This is a genomic window from Sulfurimonas sp. C5 (genome assembly GCF_029872055.1).
In the GTDB taxonomy this organism is placed as follows: domain Bacteria; phylum Campylobacterota; class Campylobacteria; order Campylobacterales; family Sulfurimonadaceae; genus Sulfurimonas.
Genome location: NZ_JARXNQ010000001.1, coordinates 19,759 through 44,775, shown reverse-complemented (window position 1 = coordinate 44,775; position 25,017 = coordinate 19,759). Strand labels below are relative to the sequence as shown.

Genomic DNA, 25,017 nt, shown 5'->3' with positions numbered 1-25,017 from the left:
TGTATAATTTCGTAACACTTTTAAGGATTAGGAGCTTCTTTGTCAAACTTGACACTGATATTACTTGCTGCTGGAAACTCCACTAGATTTGAAATGGGAGTTAAAAAGCAATGGCTGCGTATAGATGACAAACCATTGTGGTTCCATGTAGCCAAAAGTTTTGAACAAACACAAAAGTTTTCAGAGATCATTATTGTTGCTTCACAAGAAGATATTGCATTTATGCCAAACTATGCTTCGTACAAATTTGTATGTGGTGGAGAAACAAGACAGCAGTCTCTTAAAAATGCTCTTGAATATGTTAAGAGTGAATCTGTACTTGTTAGTGATATAGCACGTGCTTGCATCAATGAAGAATTTCTAACGCGTATTACTACTTATGTAACAGATGCAGATTGTCTTGTACCCTATCTTAAAGCAAATGATACTATTGTTTATGAAAATGAAACAATCGATCGCGACAAAGTAAAAAGAGTACAAACGCCTCAGCTTTCTAATACTCAAATGTTAAAAAAAGCACTCCAAACAGAGCAAGAGTTTACAGATGAAAGTAGTGCCATTGTAGCAGCCGGTGGAACAAGAGAATTTATTTTAGGTGATGAAGAAGCACATAAAATCACTTATATAGAAGATCTCAATAAAATTCCTTGTTTGAGTGCACCGTCAAACGATACTTTCAGCGGTAATGGGTTTGATGTTCACGCCTTTGATGACAAAGGTGAGATGTGGCTGGGTGGTGTTAAGATTGAATCTGACTTTGGTTTTAAAGCACACAGTGACGGAGATGTCGCTATCCACTCGTTGATAGATGCACTACTCGGTGCGGCAGGGATGGGAGATATCGGAATGATGTTTCCGGATAACGATGCTCAATACAAAGGTATTGATTCTAAAGAACTTTTGAAAAAAGTAGTTAAAAAAATAAACAATTTTGGCTTTGTAATTATCAATGTAGACATTACAATTGCAGCAGAAAAACCACGTTTATCTGCTTACAAAGAAAAAATACGTGAGACTTTGGCATCAATTATGAATATTGAAATGGCAAAAGTCAATATCAAAGCAACGACAACTGAAAAACTTGGCTTTATTGGAAGAGCCGAAGGTGTAGGTGTTTGGTCGAATGCAAATTTAAAATATTTTAATTGGAAGATGTAAATTGAAGATATTAATTATTGAAAATGAAGTATATTTAGCGCAAAGTATTGCGACAAAGCTTGGTGAACTTGGTCACGTATGTGAAATGTGTACATCTACAAAAGATGCAATCCGTGGTAACAACTATGATGTAGTACTCTTATCTACAAATATCAACGGTCAAGATTTCAATCCAGTTATTGAAACGTTTAAAAATTCTATCGTTATTTTAATGGTATCGTATATCAGTAATGATACTGTTTCAAAACCTCTTAGTGCAGGTGCAAAAGATTATATATTAAAACCTTTTATGATCGAAGAGCTTATCAGAAAAATAGATCATTATCAAGATTATGAAAGACTAAAAAAGCGTAACCTCGCTTATGAAAAATATCTTGACTACACTTTTGCAAACGTCAAGAATGAAATCTCTTTAGAAAATGTTGAACTACCACTCTTTATATCTTCCAATTTTCAAAAATATGCGGATGCTTTTGCATTTGAATATGCAAAAGTACAAAATCTACCTATACATTTTGTAACACTTAGTGATCCAAAAGCACTGACAGAGATAGAAAATCTGCCACAAAACAGTATAATCTATTTAATAGACTATCAAGCACTTAAAAAAACAGATAAAAAAGCTTTTTGTGAACTGATAGCCGATAAGAAAGCGATTATATCTTCAACAGACAAAATTGATGAAGTGGTACACAGGGTTATTGAGATAAAAAGTGATAGTAATGTTTTTGATAAAAATGAAATATTACCTATCGAGGACTATGTAAAATATATAGTTTTAAATTATCAAGATAAATACCCTGACACGGAATTATCAAAAAAACTAGGTATTAGTCGTAAAAGCTTGTGGGAGAAGCGAAAGAAATATGACATCATCAAGAAAAAATAAAACTTTATATATTGATAAAGAGGCTGCTTCTGCTTTAGAGCTTGTCAAAGACGGGTTATTGTTACCTGTAACTAAATTAATGAATAAAAAAGAGGCTGAGGACGTTTTAAAAACGGGCTTGATTGATGGTAAAACATTTCCTTTCCCTTTCATTTTAGCACCTTCAGGTAAAAAGAATGAAGAGGTTATTACATCTTTAACTCCAGGTGAAGAGATCTCGATCATTTGTGACGGTGTAGAATATGCAACGATGGTAGTAGATGAAGTTTTTGAAATCGATCCCAAAGAGAGAGTCAAACAAATATACGGGACAGATGACCTAACACATCCCGGTGTAATGACTACAATCAAAAGACTTGGAAAATGGGCACTTTCAGGGGAATATGAACTTTTACATCCAAAGCCAAATGAATCGAAAGTAGCTATCCAAAATGCAAAAGAGATTTTAGAAGCAAAACATGTAACATCTCTCGTGATGGGTGCGAATCCTCTACACCGTGCTCATGAAAAGTTAATTAGACAAACACTGGAAAGTACTGATCTTTTAGTTATTTTTCTTCTTAAACCGTATGATAATGCAAATCTTAGTTTTGATATCAGAAAAGAAGCTCTGGAATATTTTATCAATAACTATTTACCTAAAAATAAAGTGCTTATAGTTCCACTTGAAAACAGCTATATTTTTGCAGGATATAATGAGATCATTATTGATGCCATTGTTGCCAAAAATTATGGTTGTAACAGGCTGACAATTGGACGTAATCATGCAGGGCTTGGTATGTTTTATGATTGTAATTCCAATAAGTCTATCATTGACAGGGTAACTGGTATTGATATTGAGATTACAGTTGCAAGTGAATATGTATACTGCGATCAATGTAGAACGCTTGTAAGTAAAAACACATGTCCACACGGGCAACATCATCAGATCTCTTACCATGCAGATTCTATTTTAGAAATTCTTGAGTACGGTTTACTCCCACCAGCAGTACTAATCAGAAAAGAGATTTCATCTTTTGTATTATCAAAGATATTTCCAAACAGATTTAAAAATCTTGAAAAGCTCTATTATGATACTTTCCCGGTAACGGGTCTACTTGAAGAGCATACGGAAAAAGATTTTTATCTTGAACTGATGAAACTTTACCAAACAACATCGCTGACATAAGGAATTTAATGAATTGGTTTTTTTTAACACTAGGCTATAGTGGTCTTTCACCAAAAGCACCAGGAACAATGGGAACTTTAGTTTCTCTTCCTCTTGGAATGTTAATACTTATATATTTCGGTGCCGGTACTCTATTTCTAGCAACACTTTTAATTTCAGTTATTGCGATCAAAGCTATCAATAACTATGAAACAGCTTCAGGCATTCATGACAACCAACAAATAGTTATAGATGAACTCGCAGGGATGTGGTTTGCCCTTAGTGTAGCACCAGCAATGCAAATAAGTTTTGATCAGGTACTGACACTTGATAACGGCTTTTTAGTCCAGTCATTATTATCTTTTGTACTCTTTAGATATTTTGATATTACAAAACCTTCAATAATAGGTAGAATCGATAGAGAAGCCAAAGGTGGTATCGGAGTAATGGGTGATGATATTATTGCAGGATTTGCAGCAGGAATCAGTTCTGCCCTGCTTTGGCAAGGCTGGTTAAAAGCAGCAACTCTTTTTTAAGAGTTCGCTTCTTTATTTTCAGATTAACAACGGATCATCAGTCGGTTCGATCTCTTCAAAATCTTCTACAATTTGTTCAAACATCTTTTGCGTTTTTTTCGCTTTTTCAATATTCTCATCAAATACAGATTTTGATGCAGGGAATGCTTCACCTAATTGTGTATAAATAACAATACGTCCATTGATGTGTTTATTGATCTCATCAAATGCTGTACGTAAAAAATCTTTCGAATTAGTATGTCTGAAAAGTGCTCTAATCATTTTTAGACGTTCTTTAATAGGTAACGATTCATCTATACCTTCCGCAATTCTTTTGATATCCAAACGCGAAAGGTATACACCGCTAATTGCCGGTGCTAAAAGTTTTGATGTTAAAGCATCAACAAACTGTGGTACCGGTTCTTCATCTTCTTTATCTCCGATATCAGGATTTTGTACAACATTTTCATCAGGTTGTAATGAACATTTATCTTGTACAAATTTATCAAACTCTGCTCTTAAATCAGCTAAATCTTCATGATTCATATTTTTTCCTTTACTTAATTAAACTATACGCTTTTTTTGTTAATTTTTCTAGTAGATCATCATAACTTGTATATGATGTACCAAGTTCCTCAGAACGTTTTTTCAGTGCTGAGAACTGCTTTGTGTTTTTCATATCTAGATTGTATTTTGCTAATTTTACTGCACTTGAAAGATCTTGCATATTTGAAAAATCAAGTACTGCGTCAAAATTAGAAAAATCAATCTCCATATCCGGTGCAATACGGTTTAAATCCGCATCTTTTATTTCAACTTCTTCAGTAAAAGCCAGAAGTTCTTCTAAATTATCGTTAAAGTAGCTCACGTTAAATCCACATGCTAAAAAAGAAAATGCTTTTGCATAATGATTTGTCCCGATAATAGCAATCTTCGATGCGTAAAGGTCTTTTAGATGTTCTGTTAATACACGGATAGAAAATATATCACCTTTAAGAGAGTTCTCTTCGCGGTAAATGATATCGCACATACCACTTCTTTTTACCAATGATGAAGCATCATCTAAAATTTCTACGACTTCAGTTACGTATTCACTTGAAATCACCGCTCCATTAACGTGAGAATTCTTCATGTTGCTCACTGTAAAATAAAGATCATCCGCGCGGATGTTCATCGGAATCATCATAACATCATCATTATTTTCTTTAAACATCTTATTGATTAGTGCAGAAAAACGACTGACTCCGGCATGTTCTCCTATATAACCAAATAGTTTTGTTTGAGTTGAGATCTTATTATCGTTATTCATCATTTTACATATCCTCTGAAATGCCCCATAATTCTCGGGCTTCTTCCTCTTCACATTTACATCTGTAACAAAGCTTTTCATTACCTGTCGTACTAAAAATCACGTTACATTCATTACATCTTTTAACATTGAAACTGATTAAATTCACCACTTCCGGTTCAAAAAATTCTTTTACTTTATATGAACTGGACAGAGTAATCGCATCCGGTACACATACATCGTGACAGATATGACACTTTATACATAAAAACGGATCAAAATCTATCTTAGAGTTTTTTACATCGGAACTAAGCGCTCCCGTTGGACAAACTCTATAACACATTTGGCATGCCGTACAACTCTCTTCATCCATTAGCTTTTGCGATGTAAAGCTTACTTCTGTTGCATCAATTATATGAAACTGAGAAGGTTTTTCAAGCCTTTTTATAGCAGTAAAAAAGATTTTTCTTTTATCTGGAATAATCTTTTTCTTTAACAATGCTATATCTGTTTTTTGCAGGCTATGTTCAACCAATTCATCTGTAGCTTTTTGCACTTCATCTTCAAAAGATTTTCTTGCTTTTGCCACTGTCTTCAAATTAAGTGAATTTAAAAACTCTCTACGATCTTTAGTGTTAATTTCATCATTTTCATATTTTACATCTTGCATAGAGATAACGGCATCACTCTCCATTGCTTCTAAAATATATGTTGCTTCTTCGAAATTTGCTTCGATCTGTGCTTTACATGTAGAAGCGATTTCACACTCTGAACAATGTCCCATATCAAAAACAAGCTCTTTTTTCAGAACTGCCATTGAGATAATATGTTCAACACTGAGTGCCGCTATACATGGAATATTTTTTCTACAAGATAAAAGTATCTCTTTCTCTTGTACAAAATTAAAAAAGAAATCAGTCAGTGAAAATTCTTCAAGTGTCAATGCTTCACTTGGACATATTCCCCCGCAAGCGCCACAACTTACACATTCAGAAAAATTTATTGCAGGTAAAGGGTTGCCTTCTTTAATCACTATAGCATTAGTGGGGCAAACAACTTCACATTTGTTACATCCACTGTCAACACTGAGTGAGCGAACACATAATCCTGCATTTAATGTAAGCATCTACGCAGCGATCTCTTTTGTAAGATATTCATTATCACTTAAAATAAATTCTAATGCCATATCTGCTGTTTCATAATATAATGGTGTTCTTGACTCATACTTCATATTAATCAAGTACATTGGTGCCCATTTAATTAAGTGTTTATTTAAAAACTCATGTTGCACAGTTTGCAGCTCTTTTACCGCTTCTGTGTCATTTTCTTCAAGTGCTTTTAATTCAGCTGTTGCCAAGTGGTGCATAAATTCTAATTCAACACCGATATGATCAGATGAAACTGTACGTGCAGCTTCAAAATCAACCATAAAGTCATAAGCACTATACATATCAGTTACAGGATTTGCTCCTCCTGTTTCTACCATTTGATCTTCACGTGTATAAAATGTTTCATACGGGATAAGGTGTAAGATCGATAGATTAACAAAATCTGGATTAATGTGCTCTTCTAAAAGTGTTTTATCATCTAATGTATTAAAAGGTTCCCATTCTTTTAAAACAGGAAAAAACTCTAAAATATTTGCATCTTTTTTAATAAGTTTTAAAGTTTCTAAATCGAGTTCTTGTAATAAAATACGTGATAATAAAGCGTATATATTTATCCTTGCTTGTGTTTCTTCCATAGATTCTCTTTAGCTAGTAATTTTTCAAAGTGGTGATTTTATCATAAAATACTAAAATAAAGATTATTTATTTTTCTTGACTCGAAGCGGCCTTAGATTCCCTCCGCAATCATTGCGTCTGCAACCTTCTTAAACCCTGAAATATTTGCACCATCCACATAGTTTCCTTCAACACCGTAATCTTTTGCAGTGAGTGCTACCCTTTTACAAATTCTCTGCATTGTCAACTTGAGCTTTTCATCAACCTCTTCAAATGTCCATGTACTCATCGATGCATTTTGACTCATTTCAAATTCACTTACAGCAACGCCGCCTGCATTGGCTGCTTTTGCTGGTCCAAAACAAACATTATGTGTTTGAAGCAATTCGATAGCATCAGGAGTAGAAGGCATGTTTGCTCCTTCGGTGACACTGACACATCCGTTAGTAATCAAGTTTTGTGCATCAAGCTCTGTTAACTCATTCTGTGTTGCACAAGGAAAAGCAGCATAACAAGGGATATCCCAAACAGCATGTCCACCTTCAGGATACTCTTCTACAGGTATATATTTTGCTTCGGGGTGTGTTTCCAAATATAATTCCAAAGATTGTCGTTTCTCTAGTTTAAGCTGTTTTAAGAGATCTAAATTAACTCCTCTAGGATCATGAATAGTACCTTGAGAATCTGAACAACTTACAGGCAGAGCTCCAACCTGATATAACTTTTCTATAGCATGCAGTGCTACATTACCCGCACCGCTTACAGTACATACTTTCCCCTGCAGAGGTTCTTTATTCTCTATATCCAGCATCGTTTCTGTAAAATAAACAACACCGTATCCAGTTGCTTCCGGCCGCATTAAGGAACCGCTAAATATAAAGGGTTTTCCAGTTAATACACCTTCATATGTAGAAGTAATCTTTTTATACTCTCCAAAAAGGTATCCGATCTCTTTACTTCCCACTCCGATATCCCCTGCAGGGACATCCATTCTAGGGCCTATGTATTTATGCAATTCCGTCATGAATGCAGAACAAAATTTCATGATCTCAAAATCGCTTTTTCCTTTTGGATCAAAGTCACTTCCACCTTTTGCACCACCTATAGGTAAGCCAGTGAGGGAATTTTTTAAAATCTGCTCAAATCCTAAAAACTTCAAAATTCCTTCATTCACGGTTGGATGAAAACGTAAACCACCTTTATAAGGTCCCAAAGCATTATTAAACTGTACGCGATACCCTGTATTTACTTGAATCTTGTTATTGTCATCCAACCAAGTTACTTTAAATTCTATCATTCTGTCAGGAACGACTAAACGCTCCAATATAGCATGTTCCGTATATTTTGGATCAGACTCCAGCAGCGGAGCAATTGAGTATATCACTTCTTCTAAAGCTTGATAAAAGAGATTTGTCCCTGACCCGTTTGAACTTTCAAATTTTTTAATTTCTGCTTCCACGAAGCTCATATTGATTACCTTAAATTATAGATTGTTAATAATTATTTTTTATATCAACAATTGTATCACAAAAGATATTTTTTTTAAAATTTTTTTTCTTTTAAACAAATAATTCAGCTGAGTGTGTTAGAATAGCAATAAACAACGGAAAAAAGGTGGAATGTATATGTTCAACGGTTTAAGTATCAAACAAAAGATGAACTACCTCATATCAATCGCTACATTTGCAATTTTGGCAGCAACTATTTTTGTATTTTTTGCAATGAGCGATCTGGACAGCGATTATGAAAAACTTCATGAAAGCTCTTTACAAGCTGGCTTACTGACATTGGCAATCGAAAAAAACATGAATTACGTTAGCAGAACAGATAGAGCTGTGATGTTAGGCGGTGATCGTGAAAAAGATCTTGAAAGACTAAGAAATACAATAAAAACAATCAAAAGTGACTTTGAAAAGCTAGATGCACTTCTAGAAGGTGACTCTTCATACGAACTTTCTGTAAAAGCTAAAGATTCAACACTTCTTTTCCTCAATAATGCATATAAAATGGTATCTTCGTTAACACCTGACGAGATCGAAAACTCTAAAGCAGAAATTTATGCAAAATATAGAAAAGAATTGACTCCTTATGCAGAAGAATCAAGAAAATATTTTAAAGAACTTGTACAGTTAAAGAAAACACAACTTGATCAAGATTCACAAGATATGCAAACTAAAATATCTTTTTATAAATATTTTGTACTGGTGTCAGGTGTCATCGTAGGTATTATTGTACTTATTGCAGCATGGATTATTAGAAAATCTATTACTGGCGGTATCCAAAACTTTACAGAATTAATTACGGATGCTGCAAACGGTAACTTTACAAATAAATCGAACATTGAAACTAACCATACAACAGAGCTTGGTATTATGGGCAGCCACCTGTCAGAACTTCTAGAGCATGTAGAAAAACTCATTAGTGAAATCAACACAACTATTACAAATGCTTCTAAAGGTGACTTTTCAAAAGCCATCTCTTCTGAAGGTCTTAAAGGTGAATTTGTTTTAGCTATCGATAGTGTTGCACAAAGCCTTGATTTTATGAAAAAACAAAGTCAAAAAGTTAAACGTGATGCATTCAATTCCAAACTAAGTGTTAAGAGTACAAATGTTACTGAATCTCTAAGCCTTATTCAAACAAATCTTAAAACGAATATTGAGAACTTAAAAGCTGTAACGTCTTCTACTAAGTTTGCATCTGACTTGGCAAATGATTCTCGTGACAATATCACTTCAGTGGTAAGTGAACTCCATACACTTCACCAACAAGTAACAGCTAATAATGGCAGTATTGAAGAACTAGCTTCACAAACAAGCAGTATTACAACAGTTATCGACCTAATTACTGATATTGCTGATCAAACTAACCTTTTAGCTCTTAATGCTGCTATTGAAGCTGCACGTGCAGGTGAACACGGTCGTGGATTTGCAGTTGTTGCTGATGAAGTAAGAAAACTTGCAGAACGCACACATAAAGCAACAAGTGAAATTTCTGTTTCTATCAAGTCTCTACAACAAGGTATGAACGAAATTCAAGAAAGTTCTGAAGCTATGAAAACAACTGTTGATGAATCAACAGAAAAAATAGAACAGTTTGAAGATACATTAATTGAATTAAGTTCTAACTCTTCAAAAATCGTTGATCAGTCTTACCATATGGAAAACAGTATCTTTATCGTACTTGCTAAAATTGACCATATTCTTTATAAAGCGCGTGCATATAATTCATTAATGACATTACAAAAAGCACTTAAACCGACTTCTCATACAGAATGTAATCTTGGACAATGGTATAGCGGTGAAGGTAAAAGAAGATTTAGCTCTACATCTTCTTACAAAAGAACAGAGTCTGCACATGCTGTTGTTCATGATAAAGCAAATACGAATCTTCAATATATTGATATGGCTAATCCTGAACAAGTGCTTATTGAACATGAAGATACAATCATAGAAAACTTCGATAAAATGGAAGTAGCATCAAATGAACTATTTGATTTACTTGACCATATGATTGTAGAAGCACATGGTGAAAATACACCATCAACAGAAAAATAATTTTATCTACTCCCAGTCTTGATATTTAGACTGGGTATGTTTATCTTTTTTATAACGTCTGGCATTCTTACTTTTATCTAACTGGTTTGACGCATAAGTAATATCTTCTTTAATTTTTTCAATATCTTCATCACTCTCTTTATAAGAAATAATCTTTTTTACCAAAGTTTGAAGATCCTGCAGTTCACCCTTATAGAGTTGAGTTTCTTCTACTCTATTTAAAAGCTTTAGACCATTATCAACTTTCTTAATAAACTGTTCTTTAGATAACTCCTGAGAGTTTGCAAGATACGAATTTATACTTTTGTGAAATCTTTCCAGTGCCCTGATATAGCGTAATCTATTTGCATTATCTATCGCTTTTTTCGAAGCTGCCATTGTATTCCTATTTGTCTAAAATAGTTATAATTATACAATTTTATTCGGGAGAAAAAAAATTGAAAAAAATCATTTTATTTCTAACACTCTTTACACTCTCTCTTTTTGCAGATTATAAAAGTCAATATGTCACGCAAGAACTTGTAAATTCCAAAACTCCGATAGTTGATATCCGTACACCTCCAGAATGGAGAGAAACGGGTCTTTTAAAAGGTGCTATTCCTATTATGTTTTTTGATCAGAGAGGCGGTTACAATATAGATCGTTTTTTACAGGAACTAAATAATAAAGTGGACACGTCAAAACCTTTTGCTATTATTTGCCATACGGGAAGTCGTACATCTATAGTTGGCCCTTGGATGGCACAAAAACTCGGTTATAAAGTGATTAATTTACAAGGTGGGATGGACTATGCGACAAAAGGTTTAAAACTTCCTACATATCCGTATAGACCATGAAAACGTTTTTAAAATTCTTCTTCCACCTAATACTGCGTTTACTTATCACTTTCGCAGTATTAGGCTTTTTTATCTTCTTGTTATGGGGAGCTTTATATCTTTTATTTTATTAAGAGATATATTTAAGAAGTTATCTCTTCTTGATGCTGTAAATCATCCAAATAATCCGATAACGGATCATCTGGATCATTATTGACAATCCCCGTCAGTCCGATAACATTCAAATGTTCTTTATCTGCATATATCTTTGAAACATTTTCCCAATTAATATGTTCCCAGAAACCTTCAAGATATTTTGCTCTTTCATTTTTATAATCAAGATAATAAGCATGTTCCCATACATCACATGTTAAAAGCGGTGTTAGAGAATGTGCGATTGGCGTTTGAGCATTGGATGTATTTAGAATCTTCAAATGTTCGTGTTGATCCATAACCAACCATGTCCAGCCAGAGCCAAAATTTGTCAAAGCTGCATCTAAAAATCTACTTTTGAACTCTTCAAAACTACCAAATACATCAGAGATTTTTTGTACAAGAGGATCAGACGGTACTGATTTATTTGGAGAAAGACAATTCCAATAAAAATTATGGTTAAAAGCTTGAGCAGCATTGTTAAACAGAGCACCATCAGATTGAGATATGATATGTTCCAAACTCATATCCTCATACTCTGTTCCTTCTATTAAAGCATTTAACTTGTTAATATACCCTGCATGATGTTTTTTGTGATGATATAAAAGTGTTTGTTCCGATAAGAAAGGTTCTAGGGCTTTTGTACCATAAGGTAAAGCCGGTAGTATATGTTTCATGACTCAACTCCTTATAAATAAATATAAAGTCACTCTAACCTAATCTTAACACAGAAAAAGAAAATTTATATTATTAATAAATTTAGTTTTCTTTTTAAAGTAACGATTTTATAACGTTACTTACTCCCTGATGTAAGTTGTAATTAGCAATAGGAAAATCTAATGCTTCATTTTCCAAATTGACACTATACCTACTTAAGTATGTCCCTAGCTTTTCAATATCTATCGGCTTATATTTTTGACATACATCTTTAGAAAGCTTTGTTCTTAACAATTCATTTGCTTCATTTGATTTTGCGATCGTAAAAACCAGCATCTTTAGCGAAACAAAATCGCTCCACTCCAAAAAGAGTTCCGGTGTTAAAACATCTACATAATCACCTTGCGGATCGAATAAAATTCCATTATCTCTTAACGGTATCAAGACAGATAAAATTGCTGTTGTAAAGGGACCGACTTTTTCTGTCCAAAATGGAGATTCATTTCTTTTATCTAATTCTGTAATTATCTGTTGTACTATCTCTTCAAGTGTCGCTGTTGCAAATAGTTTATATGATTCTTCTTTCATAACACCCTCTATTTTTTTGTAATAATACTATTTTAATATATAATTGTGCAAAAATTTGGAGGATAATTTGATATTAAATAAAAGTTTTATAACTAACACTATTGCAGTAGTTTTTATAGCTGTAGCATTTTTATTTCCGTTAGAAAAAATTTTCTCCCAAGCCCTACTTTATACAGGTTTATTTGCTCTTTCAGGAGCGCTTACAAATCAACTGGCTGTCTATATGCTGTTTGAAAAAGTACCTTTTTTGTATGGTTCAGGAGTTATCCCTCTTCGTTTTGAAGCCTTTAAACTGGCAATCAAAAATCTTTTAATGGAGCAATTCTTTACTCAAGAGCAACTTGATAATTTTTTTCAGGAAGAGGAAAAGAAAATAGACCTGACACCTATTATTCAAGAAAGCGACTTTTCACCGGCCTATGATGCTTTAACAAAAACAGTTATGGATTCTTCTTTTGGCGGCATGCTTGGGATGTTTGGAGGAGAGAAAGCACTAGAGGGTTTAAGAGAGCCTTTTACAAATAAACTCAAATCTGCCATTATGCATATAGTTACAGCTCCAGAGTTTCATGCAACGCTTAATAATCATCTGAAAAACTCCTCTTTAAACGATGATATGCTCCAATCGATTGAAGGGGTAATTGATACACGTCTTGATGAATTTACACCGCAAATGGTTAAAGAGATGGTTCAAAAACTGATTCGTGAGCATCTTGAATGGCTCATTGTATGGGGTGGAGTTTTTGGAGGAGTTATAGGACTTATAAGTTCGTTTGTACTATAAAAGTTTAGATAACTTTTATAGTCACTTCATCACCGATATTTAGAACATCGCCTTTAATAATTTTTGCTCTTTTTCTTGTTTCTACTTCACCGTTACGTATTACATATCCATTAGCAACAACCTGCTTTGCTTCAGCACCACTGTCTACAAGATCTAATAATTTAATTAGTTTATATAACTCTATATATTCATCCATTAAAGCATATTCTATCACTTGCTTAACCTTTTAAAATCTTTTTACATACCCATGACAATAAGGCTTTTTCCCTTTTCTATCATAATAATTTTGATGATACTCTTCAGCTTTGTAAAACTCTTTTTTGTCTCGGATAACTGTTGCGACATCATACCCTTTTAACTTTAAAACCCTAATCAATTTTTTAATAATGTTGCGTTCTTGTATATTACTAACAAAAATTGCTGAATGGTACTGAGACCCTATGTCAGGTCCTTGTCCATTTTTTTGCGTCGGATCGTGAATCTCAAAGAACAGTTTCGCTAACGTTTCATAATCAACAAGTTTTGGATCATAAGTCACTTCAACTGTTTCAAAGTAGCCGCTATCACCTCTAGAGACATCTCTGTATGAAGGATTTGGCTTTTTACCTCCCATGTATCCAGAAACAACGCTAAGTACACCTTTTTGCTTTTCAAGATAATATTCAACACCCCAGAAACACCCTCCGGCAAAGTATGCTTTTTTAAGATTATTTGCAAAATCTTTTTGAAAATTTAAAGAGATAGAATTAACACAATATCTTGTGTCTTTAGCAGTAAATCCTTCCCCTTCAAAAACATGACCCAAATGTGCCCCGCATCTTGCACAAATGATCTCTGTTCGTTTACCATCAGCATCTTTTACCCTTTTCACAGCTCCTTTAATTGCATCGTCAAAACTAGGCCAGCCGCAACCACTGTGAAATTTGTCTTTTGATATAAAAAGTTGTGCACCGCACTGTTTACAAAGGAAGATTCCTTTTTCATCAAAATTGTAATATTTTCCGCTAAAAGGTCTTTCAGTTCCTTTGTCAATAATCACATATTTTTCTTTTTCTGTTAATTGATTCAACTTTAAAGCAGGTAAATTTTCTATCTCGTTTGCTATCACAAAATTTGAAAATGCCATGAATATAAATGCAATAAAAACGCGCATGTGAGCCCCTTTGATAAATATATTATAATTTGTTAGTGTCATTTTGTAACAAATTTTACACTTATTTAGATTAAGTATTGTAAATAAAAAAAAGTTATATTATAATTTTAGTAATTGTGTAATATCACAAAGTAATTATTTTTTTGATATAGGAAGTGTAAAGATGAATCCAAAAGCAAAAATCTTGGTCGTTGAAGATGATGAAATAACTTCACTTAATCTCAACATATCTTTACAAAAGCATGGTTACAGTGTTATCGGTGTATGTGATAACATAGAACAGGCAAAAAGTAAGATCTCTACTCACAACCCTGATGTTGTTATTATCGATATTTCTCTACAAGAGAGTGATGACGGTATAGAGCTTGCAAAATATATCAAAGAAAACCATAATATTCCGTTTATTTATCTTACATCTTACACTGACGATGATATTATTACTCAAGCAAAAGTTACTGAACCTTACGGTTATATAGTAAAACCTTTTGATCCAAATTCACTTCATGCAACTATTCAAATGGCACTCTTTAAATTCCAGGTTGAAAATGAAAGACAACATGATATAGATAATCTTAAAGTTGATAAGGTAAATTTAGAGAAGATGCTGTATGCAAAGCGTTCATCCGATGAACCTATTGTTCCTTTTGGAGATAACTACCATTTAGATATCAGTATTTGTGAGACATTCTATCAAGGTAAAAAATTAAAACTTACAAAAAAAGAGAATGCTTTTTTACGCCTTTTAGTAGCACAGCTGGGTTCTGTTGTAACATTTGATCAGGCAGTAAACTATGTTTGGGAAGACAAGGGTGCAACAGAAAACAGCGTACGTACACTTGTATGGAGACTTAGAAATAAACTTGCTACAGATATTATTAAAAATGCTTCTGGCATAGGTTATTATATAGAAGATTAAAAGCTTTATACAACTTTTATAGAAGCTACGGCTTCTTCAATTTTTTTAAGACTCTCCAAATAATCATAGTTTTCTTCTTTATTTTTTGCCATATGTTCCATTTCGCTTGCTGTTTTTTGTAAAAACTCTATTCTGAAATTCCCACTTGAACCTTTGATATTATGTGCTTTTTTGGCAATAAGTTGATAATTTTTTTCTTCAATTGCTTCTTCTAAAACAGGTAAAACCTGTTCCATTTTATTGACAAAAAGGTTTAAAAGCATAGTTAATTCATCCATACTTAGCATCAAATCTTTTGTCAATTTTTCTGCATCTAAACCTATAATATGTGTTTGATTATCTTCATCTTCTTTTTGTAAGGATATATTCTTAAAATCAGGTTCTAAATAAGTATCAAAAACATGTTCTAAATCTTTTAAAATGATTGGTTTTCCCAAAAATGCATCATATCCATGTGACAAACCCTTCTCTTTAGCACCTTTTAGAACATTCGCTGTAAGTGCTGCAATAGGAGTATGTTTAAGTTTGTTTTTCTGTTCATATTTTCTGATCTTCTCTACTGCTTCAGTACCGTCCATTTGAGGCATTTGCTCATCCATAAGTATTAAATCATACTTGTTGTGTTTGTACAGCTCTACCGCATCAACTCCATTGTTCACAATTTCAAAATCTAAACCGTATTTTGAAAGGATAATTTTAATAAGCTCTTGATTCGCTTCATTATCTTCAGCAACCAAGATCTTTCCCTTGAATAATTTAGAGATTTTTTTACGATGCTCTAAATACTCCTGTGGATATAACAACTCTTCAAAACTCACTTTCATCTTCTCACAATAAAGTGGGAACGTAAGTGTATTTATATGCATGTAGTTATCATAAATATCACACTCTTGAGAAAGGATTGCAAGATATTTTTTGTCGGAACTAATAATTTTTCTAATCTCGTCTGAACTCATCTCTTCATGTAAAAAGATACAGATATCATAATCCATATCTATGGAGTTAACAATAGAGATATCCATATCAAATACTTTTGTATAATCAAGAAAAGATTTGTGTTTATAGTTGAGTGTATAATTTTTTGCATGAACAACTATTGAATAGTTTTTTAGCTGCTCTACTTCATCAAAAAACAGATGTTTGTTTGTCTGGACAGTAACGGGAATCTCCATCCAAAAATTACTTCCTTGACCCACTTCAGACTCAACACCTACATTACCCTGCATCAATTCTGCAAGCTGACATGAGATTGAAAGACCAAGACCTGTGCCGTCACTTCTACTTTCTTGCGCATCTTGAGCTTGTGCAAATGCCAAGAAAATATTTTCCTGATCTTCTTTTGAGATGCCTATCCCGCTGTCTTTCACATTGATTTTAAGAAGCGGAGCATCATAAGAAACTTGTACATGAATATGCCCGCCGTTTGGAGTAAACTTGATAGCATTACTTAAAAAATTAGAAAGTATTTGCTTGATTCTTAAAACATCTGCATTCAATTCAACAGGAATTTTCGGATCGATAAAAGATGTTATAGTGATATTTTTAATCTTGGCACTTGCTACAAACAATTCCATCGTATGAGAAATTTCATCATGCAAATAGAAATTTTTCGCTTCGATATGGAATTCACCGCTGCGAAGTTTTGAAAAGTCTAAAATATCATTAATAATACTTAATAAGTTTTCCCCACTATTTAAAATAATCTCTAAATAATTTCTATGTTTTTTGGGAAGTTCATCATCTAATAAAAGGTTTACAAATCCTAAAATTGCGTTGAGAGGTGTTCTAATCTCATGCGACATATTTGATAAAAAATATTCTTTTGCTTGTGAAGCAAGTAGTGCTTCTTGTCTTGCATCGACCAGCTTCTGAAAAATTGCATCGGTATAGTACTTTAAAATACCTCTGAAGTTCTGATCGAATATATAAGAGATAGCATCAAAAACCTCTTTGGAGTTAATCTTTGCATCGTAAGAAAAATCAATCATAGAACGACGAAAATGGCTACAAAGCTCAAACAGTTCATCTGCACTGATCTCACGATTTTTCAAATATGCCAAAAAATCCTGCATAACGGGACAATTACCTATTTCTACTTCACCGGATATAACTCCCATAAAATAGTCAAAGACGCCACTTCCAAATGCTTCTACAAAATAGTTTTGATCGATTTCATGAAGCTCTAAAATTGCTGCAGAAGTTTCGTATTCAACCCATTGCTGCAATATATTATTTTTTGATTTGGAAAAGGTCTCTTTAAAGCTACGTAAAGCCGCTATATTTTCTGCCATACTCATTCTTTATGATCTTATTTAACGAAGATATATGAGAGTATCATCACTATTGACAACCTTACAAGAGCTAGAAATGCTGTCCCCAAAATATTACCTATTTGACAACTTGTACAGCTTGTATACTTTGTTCCTTCATACCGTCCATAAACTACATACACTAAAGTAAAAAATGTTGTTGCATATGATGTATAAAGTTGATATTCCCAAATACTGGATAATATTTTCTTATCTTCTATAAAGAATGATATTAAAAAAACAAAGAAAAGTAAAGCAATAATGATATTGATAAATCTTATAATTTTATCTTTAAAAAAAGAGGTAGGACAATAGTTTGAATATCCTACATCTATTCCATATTCCAAACTATCTTCAAAACGTTTTCTCTCTTCTTGAGAAAGTTTCGGTAGAAACGTTGAACCAAAAGTATAGTCAATTTTTCTTTGTATTAAAATTGCAAGATTTCCATCTGCTTTTAAAACTTGTTTTTCACCAAAACGATCTTGATATACAACACTTATAGCTGCATATCTTTTTACTTCGGCATTCATATTTGGATAATAAGCCGTTACTTCTTGAGTAACAACTTCCCCACTATGGGAAATTACTTTAGGATTAATAAGTTCTAAAAAAGTACCATCATCTTGTTTTATAACAACGACATTAAAATAACTGCCTATTTGAAAAGCAGCCAGTGCATCTAAATTATTTTCATTGATAGTATCTTTGAGATCATCTATCAATGCAAACAACTCTTTATTAAACACACGTACGTTTATACCATATTCAACACTTAACGGTGTAGGATATTTTATTATTTCTTTTACCATACCAACCTAACGAATTATCCGGGAAATACCCGGATAAAGAAACTTAGTGACTTTTTCCAACCACTATAATCATTTTAATATTAATAATAATAAATCTGATAATTTGCCAAAGCACGCATGTTCTCATTGCTCTTGCAAACTTTCCTGGAATCATAGTCAAATTAAAATGTCTGTTTTTAGCAAAATTTACTTCTTCTTTTTTCATAATCTCCCCTTTCTTATTCTGGAATTAGCGTCCAGCCTGGTTTTAGTTTAGCTTTGTAGATAAACATATAGTGTAGTATATGTTTAATCCAGTGTCCAGCAAGACCAATCTCTCCAAATGTATGATCTGTATCACGTCCAGTTCCAGGATATTTTTCAAAATCAGGCACTACTGGATATACAGTCATTGCAGCTGCTTGGCCGTCAAACCAACCTTTACCTGCAGAAGCAACACACGCTGCACCCATTTCTGCCATTGATGCTTCATGAAGATGTGCACCCTCACCTTTAGTGATCAGATCACACACCGAGTGTGCTACCGCTTTACCGATAATCCCAGAAGGCATACCTGTTCTTGGAGGAGTCGGGTTAATTGGTGTACCGTTTGGTGAACTCATAGGCTCAGAGATAAGATGTGGTGGTGCAAATGCGATACCCGCTGCAAACATATTTCTGTATGTCGGATTTTGGTATGTCCTTGGCCAGTCACTTGCTGTCCATTCTGCATAAGGTTTTGCCGTATAATCAGCATCTACTTTCATAAAACCGTTTGGAGCAAATACAGTAGCTGTAATATCTTCACCGACTTTATTATAAGCTTTTAATCCTACACCTGCAAATGGTGGAATTAGCATAGAGAAATCGAATGTTTCTTCACCTTTTGAACCATCTAAGAGTTCATATTCAACTTTTCCTTTTTCAACTTTAGAAACATGTGCACCTACAATCCAGTCAACATTTCTTTCAGCATAAAGAGATTCTGCGAAAAGTTTAGAACTTACTACATAACCGCCAACTTTCATATGAAGACCACCCATACCAAAGTCACCAAGGAAAGATTCATTTGAGATCCACTTGATATCTGCCATATCGCGTAAACCTGCTTTTCTTAGTTCATGTTCAACGTTAAACATATATTCAAAGGCAGCACCTTGACATGTACACATTCCGTGTCCAGTTCCGATTAAGAACTTTTGACGCTCACCCTTTTTCATTTTTTCAATGCACTTTTCAAACTCTTCAGATGCGTGAACAGCATGGTCAGCCGTACATACAGAAACAGTATGTTCACCTAATTGGCTTCCTTCACCAAGACCCGGAGTTGCACCAAAATTTAGTTTTGGACCTGTTGCATTAATAAGATAATCATATTCAACGTTTTCACTTTGTCCTTCTTTATCCTGTCCCGTATATTCAACAGTAACAAAAGGTTTGTCAGTTGATTCACTTCCTTCAGGATTAATAGAAACTGCTTTAGCTTGTTTATACGTAATTCCAGCTTTTGCGTAAACAGGTGCTAATTCGAAAGTAACATCATCTTTCGTCATTTCACCGACACCAACCCAGATATTTGAAGGAATCCAGTTCCATTTAGCATTTGGAGTCACAACAACAACTTCATGAGCTGAGCCTAACCATCTTGCGGCAAATGTTGCTGCAGTATGACCTGCAACACCTCCGCCTAGTACGACTAATCTTGCCATTTACATTCCCCTTTAATAAGTTCTAGTACAACTTTAACAGAATTAAATCACATTATTATCACAATAATAACCTTAAATATTTCTCATATCCTAAGGTTATAATAGTCGCAGATTTTCCAAATTCCCAAGCTATCGCTCTAACAAGAAAAGATTAATTGAAAAATCTTATCTTACTTTAAAATTTTACTTACAATCTCAAATGTATTTTTTGACAAATCTTGTGTAGAAACGATACATTCCAAGCTTTTTTTCATCAATTTTTTATTTGTTTCATTCATTTTCGGATAGATTTTAAATGCTCCCGAGAGTGCTGAAGCCATCTGAGGATTGATTTTATCTATCTCTATGATCTTATTAGCTACAAATTCATACCCATGACCGTCTTTAGAATGAAAGTACTTGTAGTTTCTCGCAAAAACACCGATTAATGAACGCACCAAGTTTGGAACTTTTTCATCATATACGGGATCATTTTGAAGTGCCATTACACGATCAAGTACACCTTCTCTAGGAGATGCCGCCAACAATGCGAAATATTTGTTCATAACCAGAGTATTTGTTTTATATCTGTTGTAGAAGTCGTTAAATGCTATTTCACTTTGCTGTGCATCACAAGACTCTAAAACATCCAGTGCCGTTATTTTATCTGTCATAGTCACAGCATTTTCATATTGCTCTTTTGCAATATGTACTATCTCTTTAGATTTAAGAGTTGAAAGAAGTGAAAGAATTCTATTTTTAAGTGTACGCTTTCCTACGCTTTCACTATCAAGTTCACTGTTATCGGCTTCATGGTTTGCAAAGTAGAGTTTTAGTAGTTTTGCTTCATATTTTTTTGCGATCGCTTTTAACAATTTCTCTTTTGCACTATATAAAGGTTCAAAATCAACAACTTCCTGCTTTTGCATCAATGTTGAAATTGAAGGGAGTTCTAACAGAAGTGCCTTGTAAGAAAGATCTACATCTAAATCTAAAAGATATCCGTAAGTTTCTATATACTGTTCTATTTCTGCATTATCAATAAGTTTAAAGATAGACTCGATTGCAAATTCCTGAGCCGCTTCGTACTTTGTAAAACTGTTTGCATCATGTTTCATTAAAAATGGATAATCTACATTTTTATGTTCTACAATGACAGGTGCAGAGAAATCTCTGTTAATAGAGAGTACAGGTTTTTCAGCAAAACCTTCAAAACTAAATGTCTCTTTCTCTTTCGAGATGATGAGTGTCGTTGCTTGTAGTTCTTCTCCCGTAGCATCTAACAATGCTATTTTTAGAGGAAAATACATCGCTTCTTGCTTTGTACCATCTACTTTATTTGGAACTTTTTGTGTAAGCGTTAATGAATAAGTAGCGTTTTCAAACCCCTCTTCTACTTCCAATGTCGGCGTACCGCTTTGATCATACCAGAGTTTAAAATGCTCAAGATCAAACTCTCCGTTTTCTTTCATAGCCCATAAAAAGTCATCTGTCGTTACTGCCTGACCGTCAAAAGTCTCAAAATAAAGATCTGTTGCCTTGCGATAATTCTCTTCACCTAAAAGAGTGTGCAGCATTCTAATCACTTCTGCACCCTTTTCATAAACAGTTGCCGTATAAAAGTTATTCATAGAGATATATGACTTAGGCTGGATCGGATGTGCCGTCGGTGAAGCATCTTCAACAAATTGACGCTCTCGCAGTGCTTTTACATCTTCAATGCGTTGCACCTCAGCGGAATTCATATCTGCAGAGAATGATTGATCACGGAATACCGTAAGCCCTTCTTTTAGTGTAAGTTGGAACCAGTTTCTACATGTAATTCTGTTTCCTGTCCAGTTATGAAAATACTCATGAGCGATTACCGACTCAATTCCCATAAAATTTGCATCAGTCGCTGTATCTGCATCGGCGAGTACGTACGCAGAGTTAAAGACATTGAGACCTTTATTCTCCATAGCACCCATATTGAAACTATCTACTGCGACAATGTTATAGATATCGAGATCATATTCACGACCATATTTCTCTTCATCCCATTTCATAGCATTAATGAGACTTGTCATTGCATGCCCAGCTTTTGAACTGTTGCCTTTATCCACATAAATATTCAACTCAACATTATTTCCGCTGGCTGTAGTAAAATCATCTGTAATAAAATCCAAATCTCCTGCAACCAATGCAAAAAGATAAGATGGTTTTGGATGCGGATCATGCCAAGTCACACCATGGCGAGTATCAAAACTTTCATGACAGTGGATCTTGTTTCCGTTACTGAGTAAAATTGGATATTTTGACTTCTCTGCAATTACCGTCGTCGTAAATACACTCATCACATCCGGGCGATCTAAATATGGAGTTATTCTTCGGAACCCTTCAGGTTCACACTGCGTACAAAAAATGTCACCCGACTTATACAGTCCTTCAAGTTCCGTATTTTTTTGCGGATAGATTCTATTTCTGATCTCCAAAGTAAATGTTTGCGGTACGTCTAGAATAGTAAGTGTTTCATCATCATGTGTATATCGAGCACTTCCAAGCACTTCGCCGTTTAGGACTATCTCTTTAAGTTCTAGCTCTTGCGTATCTAGTACTAGGTTTGCACTAGAATCAAGTTTTTCAATCTTCATAATATTTGTAACATTTGTTTCCTCTTCGAAAAGCTCAAATGTCAAATTAACACTTTCTATTTTGAAACTAGGCTTTGTATAATCTTTTAAAAATATCTCTTTTACTTCACTACTCATCTATACTCCAATTAAATTTATTCAATAACTCTTTAAATGTATCATCAAGCTTTGCTTTTAGCACGATTGTCTCTTCACTGTACGGATGTACAAACTCCAAACTTGTACAATGCAATAATAATCTATGCACATTATATTCTTTTCGGATAAACTTGTTATGTTCACCGCGTCCATATTTTGTATCTCCTAACATATGATGGGAAATATGTTTCATATGACGACGGAGTTGATGTTTTCTTCCTGTTTGCGGTTTTAATTCTACTAATGAATATCTTACGGTATCGTATTTTCCTACAGCCCCGTGCAGTTCTATTTGTCCTAAAGATTTGTACTCAGTCACTGCTTCTTGTGCTTCTTTATCTTCTTTAGCATCTTTGTCGGCAATTTTGTCAAGCTTCTCTTTTAGGGGATAATCTATAATTCCGTTTTCCAGCCATCCTCGAACAACAGCCAAATATGTTTTTTTCGGCTCACGTAAGCGAAACTGTTCATTTAAAAGTCTTGCTGTATCTTTATCGAGTGCAAAAAGGAGTACTCCGCTTGTAGGTTTATCAAGTCGGTGAATCGGATACACCCACTGCCCTATTTGATCACGCAGCATCTTCATCGCATAATAGATCTCATGGCGGTCTATCATCGATTTGTGGACCAAGAGTCCACTTGGTTTATTAATAGCTACAAGATATTTATCTTGATAAATTATCTCTAATGTGTAGTTTGCAAACAATTAGCGTGGATCTCTTTTAGTTGTTTTTCTTTTTTTAGCTTGTTTTATAGTTTTTGCTGTCGTTTTCTTTGGTGCTTTTTTCGGTTGAAAATAAGATTTTTCTTGCTTTTTATGCTCAGCTTTAAGTTTCACTTCATCACGGTCTACACGTCTGATATTAGGGTCTGGTTCAAAACCTTCGATAACTTCTTTGTCGATCTTCTGCCCGATTAGTTTTTCGATATCGCGAATCTCAAATTTTTCATATACATCAAGAAGAGAAATAGCCTCCCCTTCGCGTCCTGCACGTCCTGTACGACCAACACGATGTACATAATCTTCAGGAATAGACGGAAGTTCGTAGTTGATAACATACGGCAACTCTTCAATGTCAAGTCCGCGAGAAGCTATATCTGTCGCTACAAGTACTCGGAACTTTCCTTCCATAAACTGGTTAAGAGTTTTTAAACGGTTCGCTTTTGTTTTATCCCCGTGAATAACACCTGTTTTTAAACCGTCTTTTTCAAGTTCTTTTCCTAGTAGATCTGCACTCTGCTTTGTACGTGTAAAAACAAGTACCTGCGGAAAGTTTCTTGATCCGATCAGGTATGCTAAGAGTTCCGCTTTTCTATTAGCATCTACCAGATATGCAACTTGGTTGATCGTATCTACCGTCGTATTTTTCTTTGCTGTTTCTATAAAAGCAGGTGATGAAAGGATCAGCTTTGAAAGCTTTCTCACTTTTTCTGAAAATGTTGCTGAAAACAGAAGTGTCTGATGTCTTTTTGGAAGCAGTGGATGAATTGCTTTGATATCTTTACTAAAACCCATATCGAGCATTCTGTCCGCTTCATCAAGAACGAATACTTCAACATCATTCAGTCTTAACCCATTTTGAGTCAACTCTAAAAGACGTCCCGGAGTTGCTACAATAACCTCTGCTCCCCCTTTTAATGTTGCAATCTGCTTTACGATATCTTTTCCACTAATAATCGCTTCACATTTGATATCCATATATTTAGCATATGCACTAATATCTTTATAAATTTGTACGCTCAACTCTCTTGTCGGAGAAATTATAACGGCACGTACACCTTTATTTGGATCTTTCTTTCTTAATTTTTGTAATAACGGCAATGCAAATGCCGCTGTTTTCCCTGTACCTGTCTGGGCAGTTGCAAAAAGATCTTTATTTTGCATTATAAGCGGAATTGCACGCTGTTGAATAAGTGTAGGCTGCTCATATCCGAGCTCCGACACAGCATCCAACAACGGTTTAAACACTCCTAATTTTTCAAATGACATTCTTCACCTTTATATATTAACAACAAGCTATATATTTTTATAATATTTTAACATATATAAACTTTCATCTTTCAAAGTAAAAATGGTGATAAAAATGTGATATAATATTTTTTCATACTTAACGTCT

At 34.1% G+C, this 25,017-nt stretch carries 25 protein-coding genes; 8 read left to right on the top strand and 17 right to left on the bottom strand.

Going from position 1 to position 25,017, the window contains the following annotated elements:
* Nucleotides 1-39: 39 nt before the first annotated feature.
* The 4 genes from P6N22_RS00210 to P6N22_RS00195 are packed head-to-tail and all read left to right on the top strand — an operon-like array spanning nucleotide 40 to nucleotide 3,730.
* On the top strand, nucleotides 40-1,158 hold the full coding sequence (locus P6N22_RS00210; RefSeq protein WP_280329034.1) for a bifunctional 2-C-methyl-D-erythritol 4-phosphate cytidylyltransferase/2-C-methyl-D-erythritol 2,4-cyclodiphosphate synthase: 1,119 nt from the start codon (nucleotides 40-42) through the stop codon (nucleotides 1,156-1,158).
* A gap of 1 nt (nucleotide 1,159) precedes the next feature.
* Nucleotides 1,160-2,047 (top strand): response regulator, encoded by an 888-nt coding sequence (locus P6N22_RS00205; RefSeq protein ID WP_280329033.1) that lies wholly within the window; start codon nucleotides 1,160-1,162, stop codon nucleotides 2,045-2,047.
* The gene (locus tag P6N22_RS00200; protein WP_280329032.1) at nucleotides 2,025-3,215 is read left to right on the top strand and encodes a sulfate adenylyltransferase; all 1,191 of its coding nucleotides are present in this window, start codon (nucleotides 2,025-2,027) and stop codon (nucleotides 3,213-3,215) included. Before P6N22_RS00205 ends, P6N22_RS00200 begins: the two co-directional genes overlap by 23 nt.
* An 8-nt stretch (nucleotides 3,216-3,223) precedes the next feature.
* Nucleotides 3,224-3,730 carry a phosphatidylglycerophosphatase A gene (locus P6N22_RS00195; RefSeq protein WP_280329031.1) on the top strand — a complete coding sequence of 169 codons (507 nt, stop codon included), beginning with the start codon at nucleotides 3,224-3,226 and terminating at the stop codon, nucleotides 3,728-3,730.
* A gap of 18 nt (nucleotides 3,731-3,748) precedes the next feature.
* Here P6N22_RS00195 and P6N22_RS00190 read toward each other — a convergent pair whose 3' ends face one another.
* The 5 genes from P6N22_RS00190 to gdhA form a co-directional block, all read right to left on the bottom strand.
* The gene (locus P6N22_RS00190) at nucleotides 3,749-4,255 is read right to left on the bottom strand and encodes a hypothetical protein (RefSeq protein ID WP_280329029.1); all 507 of its coding nucleotides are present in this window, start codon (nucleotides 4,253-4,255) and stop codon (nucleotides 3,749-3,751) included.
* A gap of 10 nt (nucleotides 4,256-4,265) precedes the next feature.
* Entirely contained in the window at nucleotides 4,266-5,021 is a 756-nt protein-coding gene (locus tag P6N22_RS00185; RefSeq protein WP_280329027.1) for a hypothetical protein, read from the bottom strand.
* 1 nt (nucleotide 5,022) lies between these two features.
* Nucleotides 5,023-6,123, bottom strand: coding sequence for a 4Fe-4S dicluster domain-containing protein (locus P6N22_RS00180; protein WP_280329025.1), 1,101 nt, complete (start codon nucleotides 6,121-6,123; stop codon nucleotides 5,023-5,025).
* Nucleotides 6,124-6,741, bottom strand: a complete 618-nt coding sequence (locus P6N22_RS00175) for a molecular chaperone TorD family protein (RefSeq protein ID WP_280329024.1) — start codon at nucleotides 6,739-6,741, stop codon at nucleotides 6,124-6,126.
* A 92-nt stretch (nucleotides 6,742-6,833) separates the two neighbouring features.
* Entirely contained in the window at nucleotides 6,834-8,189 is a 1,356-nt protein-coding gene (gene gdhA, locus P6N22_RS00170) for an NADP-specific glutamate dehydrogenase (RefSeq protein ID WP_280329022.1), read from the bottom strand.
* Nucleotides 8,190-8,346: 157 nt separating this feature from the next.
* On the opposite strand from gdhA, the gene P6N22_RS00165 reads away from it, so the two are divergent.
* A complete protein-coding gene (locus P6N22_RS00165) occupies nucleotides 8,347-10,278 on the top strand; it encodes a methyl-accepting chemotaxis protein (RefSeq protein WP_280329019.1) in 1,932 nt (643 codons plus the stop codon).
* A gap of 6 nt (nucleotides 10,279-10,284) precedes the next feature.
* Here the strand turns inward: P6N22_RS00165 and P6N22_RS00160 are convergent, their stop codons facing one another.
* Nucleotides 10,285-10,656 (bottom strand): hypothetical protein, encoded by a 372-nt coding sequence (locus P6N22_RS00160; protein WP_280329017.1) that lies wholly within the window; start codon nucleotides 10,654-10,656, stop codon nucleotides 10,285-10,287.
* A gap of 59 nt (nucleotides 10,657-10,715) precedes the next feature.
* Here P6N22_RS00160 and P6N22_RS00155 point away from each other — a divergent pair, with 59 nt between their 5' ends.
* Nucleotides 10,716-11,114: a rhodanese-like domain-containing protein gene (locus P6N22_RS00155; RefSeq protein ID WP_280329016.1), complete on the top strand. Its 399-nt coding sequence runs from the start codon at nucleotides 10,716-10,718 to the stop codon at nucleotides 11,112-11,114.
* Nucleotides 11,115-11,236: 122 nt separating this feature from the next.
* Here the strand turns inward: P6N22_RS00155 and P6N22_RS00150 are convergent, their stop codons facing one another.
* Nucleotides 11,237-11,923: a superoxide dismutase gene (locus P6N22_RS00150; RefSeq protein WP_280329014.1), complete on the bottom strand. Its 687-nt coding sequence runs from the start codon at nucleotides 11,921-11,923 to the stop codon at nucleotides 11,237-11,239.
* A 94-nt stretch (nucleotides 11,924-12,017) separates the two neighbouring features.
* On the bottom strand, nucleotides 12,018-12,491 hold the full coding sequence (locus P6N22_RS00145; RefSeq protein WP_280329013.1) for a hypothetical protein: 474 nt from the start codon (nucleotides 12,489-12,491) through the stop codon (nucleotides 12,018-12,020).
* A 67-nt stretch (nucleotides 12,492-12,558) separates the two neighbouring features.
* Here P6N22_RS00145 and P6N22_RS00140 point away from each other — a divergent pair, with 67 nt between their 5' ends.
* Entirely contained in the window at nucleotides 12,559-13,275 is a 717-nt protein-coding gene (locus tag P6N22_RS00140; RefSeq protein WP_280329012.1) for a DUF445 domain-containing protein, read from the top strand.
* 4 nt (nucleotides 13,276-13,279) lie between these two features.
* Here P6N22_RS00140 and P6N22_RS00135 read toward each other — a convergent pair whose 3' ends face one another.
* A complete protein-coding gene (locus P6N22_RS00135; RefSeq protein WP_348542132.1) occupies nucleotides 13,280-13,489 on the bottom strand; it encodes an RNA-binding S4 domain-containing protein in 210 nt (69 codons plus the stop codon).
* Between the two features lie 12 nt (nucleotides 13,490-13,501).
* Complete coding sequence (locus P6N22_RS00130) at nucleotides 13,502-14,344, bottom strand: bifunctional methionine sulfoxide reductase B/A protein (RefSeq protein ID WP_280330454.1); 843 nt, start codon at nucleotides 14,342-14,344, stop codon at nucleotides 13,502-13,504.
* Nucleotides 14,345-14,591: 247 nt separating this feature from the next.
* On the opposite strand from P6N22_RS00130, the gene P6N22_RS00125 reads away from it, so the two are divergent.
* A complete protein-coding gene (locus P6N22_RS00125) occupies nucleotides 14,592-15,344 on the top strand; it encodes a response regulator (protein ID WP_280329010.1) in 753 nt (250 codons plus the stop codon).
* Nucleotides 15,345-15,349: 5 nt separating this feature from the next.
* Here P6N22_RS00125 and P6N22_RS00120 read toward each other — a convergent pair whose 3' ends face one another.
* The 7 genes from P6N22_RS00120 to P6N22_RS00090 all read right to left on the bottom strand — a co-directional run bounded on the left by P6N22_RS00120 (nucleotide 15,350) and on the right by P6N22_RS00090 (nucleotide 24,890).
* Nucleotides 15,350-17,635 (bottom strand): ATP-binding protein, encoded by a 2,286-nt coding sequence (locus tag P6N22_RS00120; protein ID WP_280329008.1) that lies wholly within the window; start codon nucleotides 17,633-17,635, stop codon nucleotides 15,350-15,352.
* 17 nt (nucleotides 17,636-17,652) lie between these two features.
* Nucleotides 17,653-18,465, bottom strand: coding sequence for a peptide deformylase (locus tag P6N22_RS00115; protein ID WP_280329006.1), 813 nt, complete (start codon nucleotides 18,463-18,465; stop codon nucleotides 17,653-17,655).
* A gap of 43 nt (nucleotides 18,466-18,508) precedes the next feature.
* A complete protein-coding gene (locus P6N22_RS00110) occupies nucleotides 18,509-18,670 on the bottom strand; it encodes a hypothetical protein (RefSeq protein WP_280329004.1) in 162 nt (53 codons plus the stop codon).
* 13 nt (nucleotides 18,671-18,683) lie between these two features.
* A complete protein-coding gene (locus tag P6N22_RS00105) occupies nucleotides 18,684-20,153 on the bottom strand; it encodes an FAD-dependent oxidoreductase (protein WP_280329002.1) in 1,470 nt (489 codons plus the stop codon).
* A gap of 170 nt (nucleotides 20,154-20,323) precedes the next feature.
* The gene (pepN, locus tag P6N22_RS00100; protein ID WP_280329000.1) at nucleotides 20,324-22,879 is read right to left on the bottom strand and encodes an aminopeptidase N; all 2,556 of its coding nucleotides are present in this window, start codon (nucleotides 22,877-22,879) and stop codon (nucleotides 20,324-20,326) included.
* Nucleotides 22,872-23,606, bottom strand: coding sequence for a tRNA pseudouridine(65) synthase TruC (gene truC / locus P6N22_RS00095; RefSeq protein ID WP_280328998.1), 735 nt, complete (start codon nucleotides 23,604-23,606; stop codon nucleotides 22,872-22,874). Before truC ends, pepN begins: the two co-directional genes overlap by 8 nt.
* Nucleotides 23,607-24,890: a DEAD/DEAH box helicase gene (locus tag P6N22_RS00090; protein WP_280328996.1), complete on the bottom strand. Its 1,284-nt coding sequence runs from the start codon at nucleotides 24,888-24,890 to the stop codon at nucleotides 23,607-23,609.
* Nucleotides 24,891-25,017: the final 127 nt, after the last annotated feature.

Coding starts and splice junctions, on each gene's coding strand:
- P6N22_RS00200 (WP_280329032.1), top strand. CDS start 2,025: ATGACATCATCAAGAAAAAATAAAACTTTATATATTGATAAAGAGGCT.
- P6N22_RS00195 (WP_280329031.1), top strand. CDS start 3,224: ATGAATTGGTTTTTTTTAACACTAGGCTATAGTGGTCTTTCACCAAAA.
- P6N22_RS00190 (WP_280329029.1), bottom strand. CDS start 4,255: ATGAATCATGAAGATTTAGCTGATTTAAGAGCAGAGTTTGATAAATTT.
- P6N22_RS00185 (WP_280329027.1), bottom strand. CDS start 5,021: ATGATGAATAACGATAATAAGATCTCAACTCAAACAAAACTATTTGGT.
- P6N22_RS00180 (WP_280329025.1), bottom strand. CDS start 6,123: ATGCTTACATTAAATGCAGGATTATGTGTTCGCTCACTCAGTGTTGAC.
- P6N22_RS00175 (WP_280329024.1), bottom strand. CDS start 6,741: ATGGAAGAAACACAAGCAAGGATAAATATATACGCTTTATTATCACGT.
- gdhA (WP_280329022.1), bottom strand. CDS start 8,189: ATGAGCTTCGTGGAAGCAGAAATTAAAAAATTTGAAAGTTCAAACGGG.
- P6N22_RS00165 (WP_280329019.1), top strand. CDS start 8,347: ATGTTCAACGGTTTAAGTATCAAACAAAAGATGAACTACCTCATATCA.
- P6N22_RS00160 (WP_280329017.1), bottom strand. CDS start 10,656: ATGGCAGCTTCGAAAAAAGCGATAGATAATGCAAATAGATTACGCTAT.
- P6N22_RS00150 (WP_280329014.1), bottom strand. CDS start 11,923: ATGAAACATATACTACCGGCTTTACCTTATGGTACAAAAGCCCTAGAA.
- P6N22_RS00145 (WP_280329013.1), bottom strand. CDS start 12,491: ATGAAAGAAGAATCATATAAACTATTTGCAACAGCGACACTTGAAGAG.
- P6N22_RS00125 (WP_280329010.1), top strand. CDS start 14,592: ATGAATCCAAAAGCAAAAATCTTGGTCGTTGAAGATGATGAAATAACT.
- P6N22_RS00120 (WP_280329008.1), bottom strand. CDS start 17,635: ATGGCAGAAAATATAGCGGCTTTACGTAGCTTTAAAGAGACCTTTTCC.
- P6N22_RS00115 (WP_280329006.1), bottom strand. CDS start 18,465: ATGGTAAAAGAAATAATAAAATATCCTACACCGTTAAGTGTTGAATAT.
- P6N22_RS00110 (WP_280329004.1), bottom strand. CDS start 18,670: ATGAAAAAAGAAGAAGTAAATTTTGCTAAAAACAGACATTTTAATTTG.
- P6N22_RS00105 (WP_280329002.1), bottom strand. CDS start 20,153: ATGGCAAGATTAGTCGTACTAGGCGGAGGTGTTGCAGGTCATACTGCA.
- pepN (WP_280329000.1), bottom strand. CDS start 22,879: ATGAGTAGTGAAGTAAAAGAGATATTTTTAAAAGATTATACAAAGCCT.
- P6N22_RS00090 (WP_280328996.1), bottom strand. CDS start 24,890: ATGTCATTTGAAAAATTAGGAGTGTTTAAACCGTTGTTGGATGCTGTG.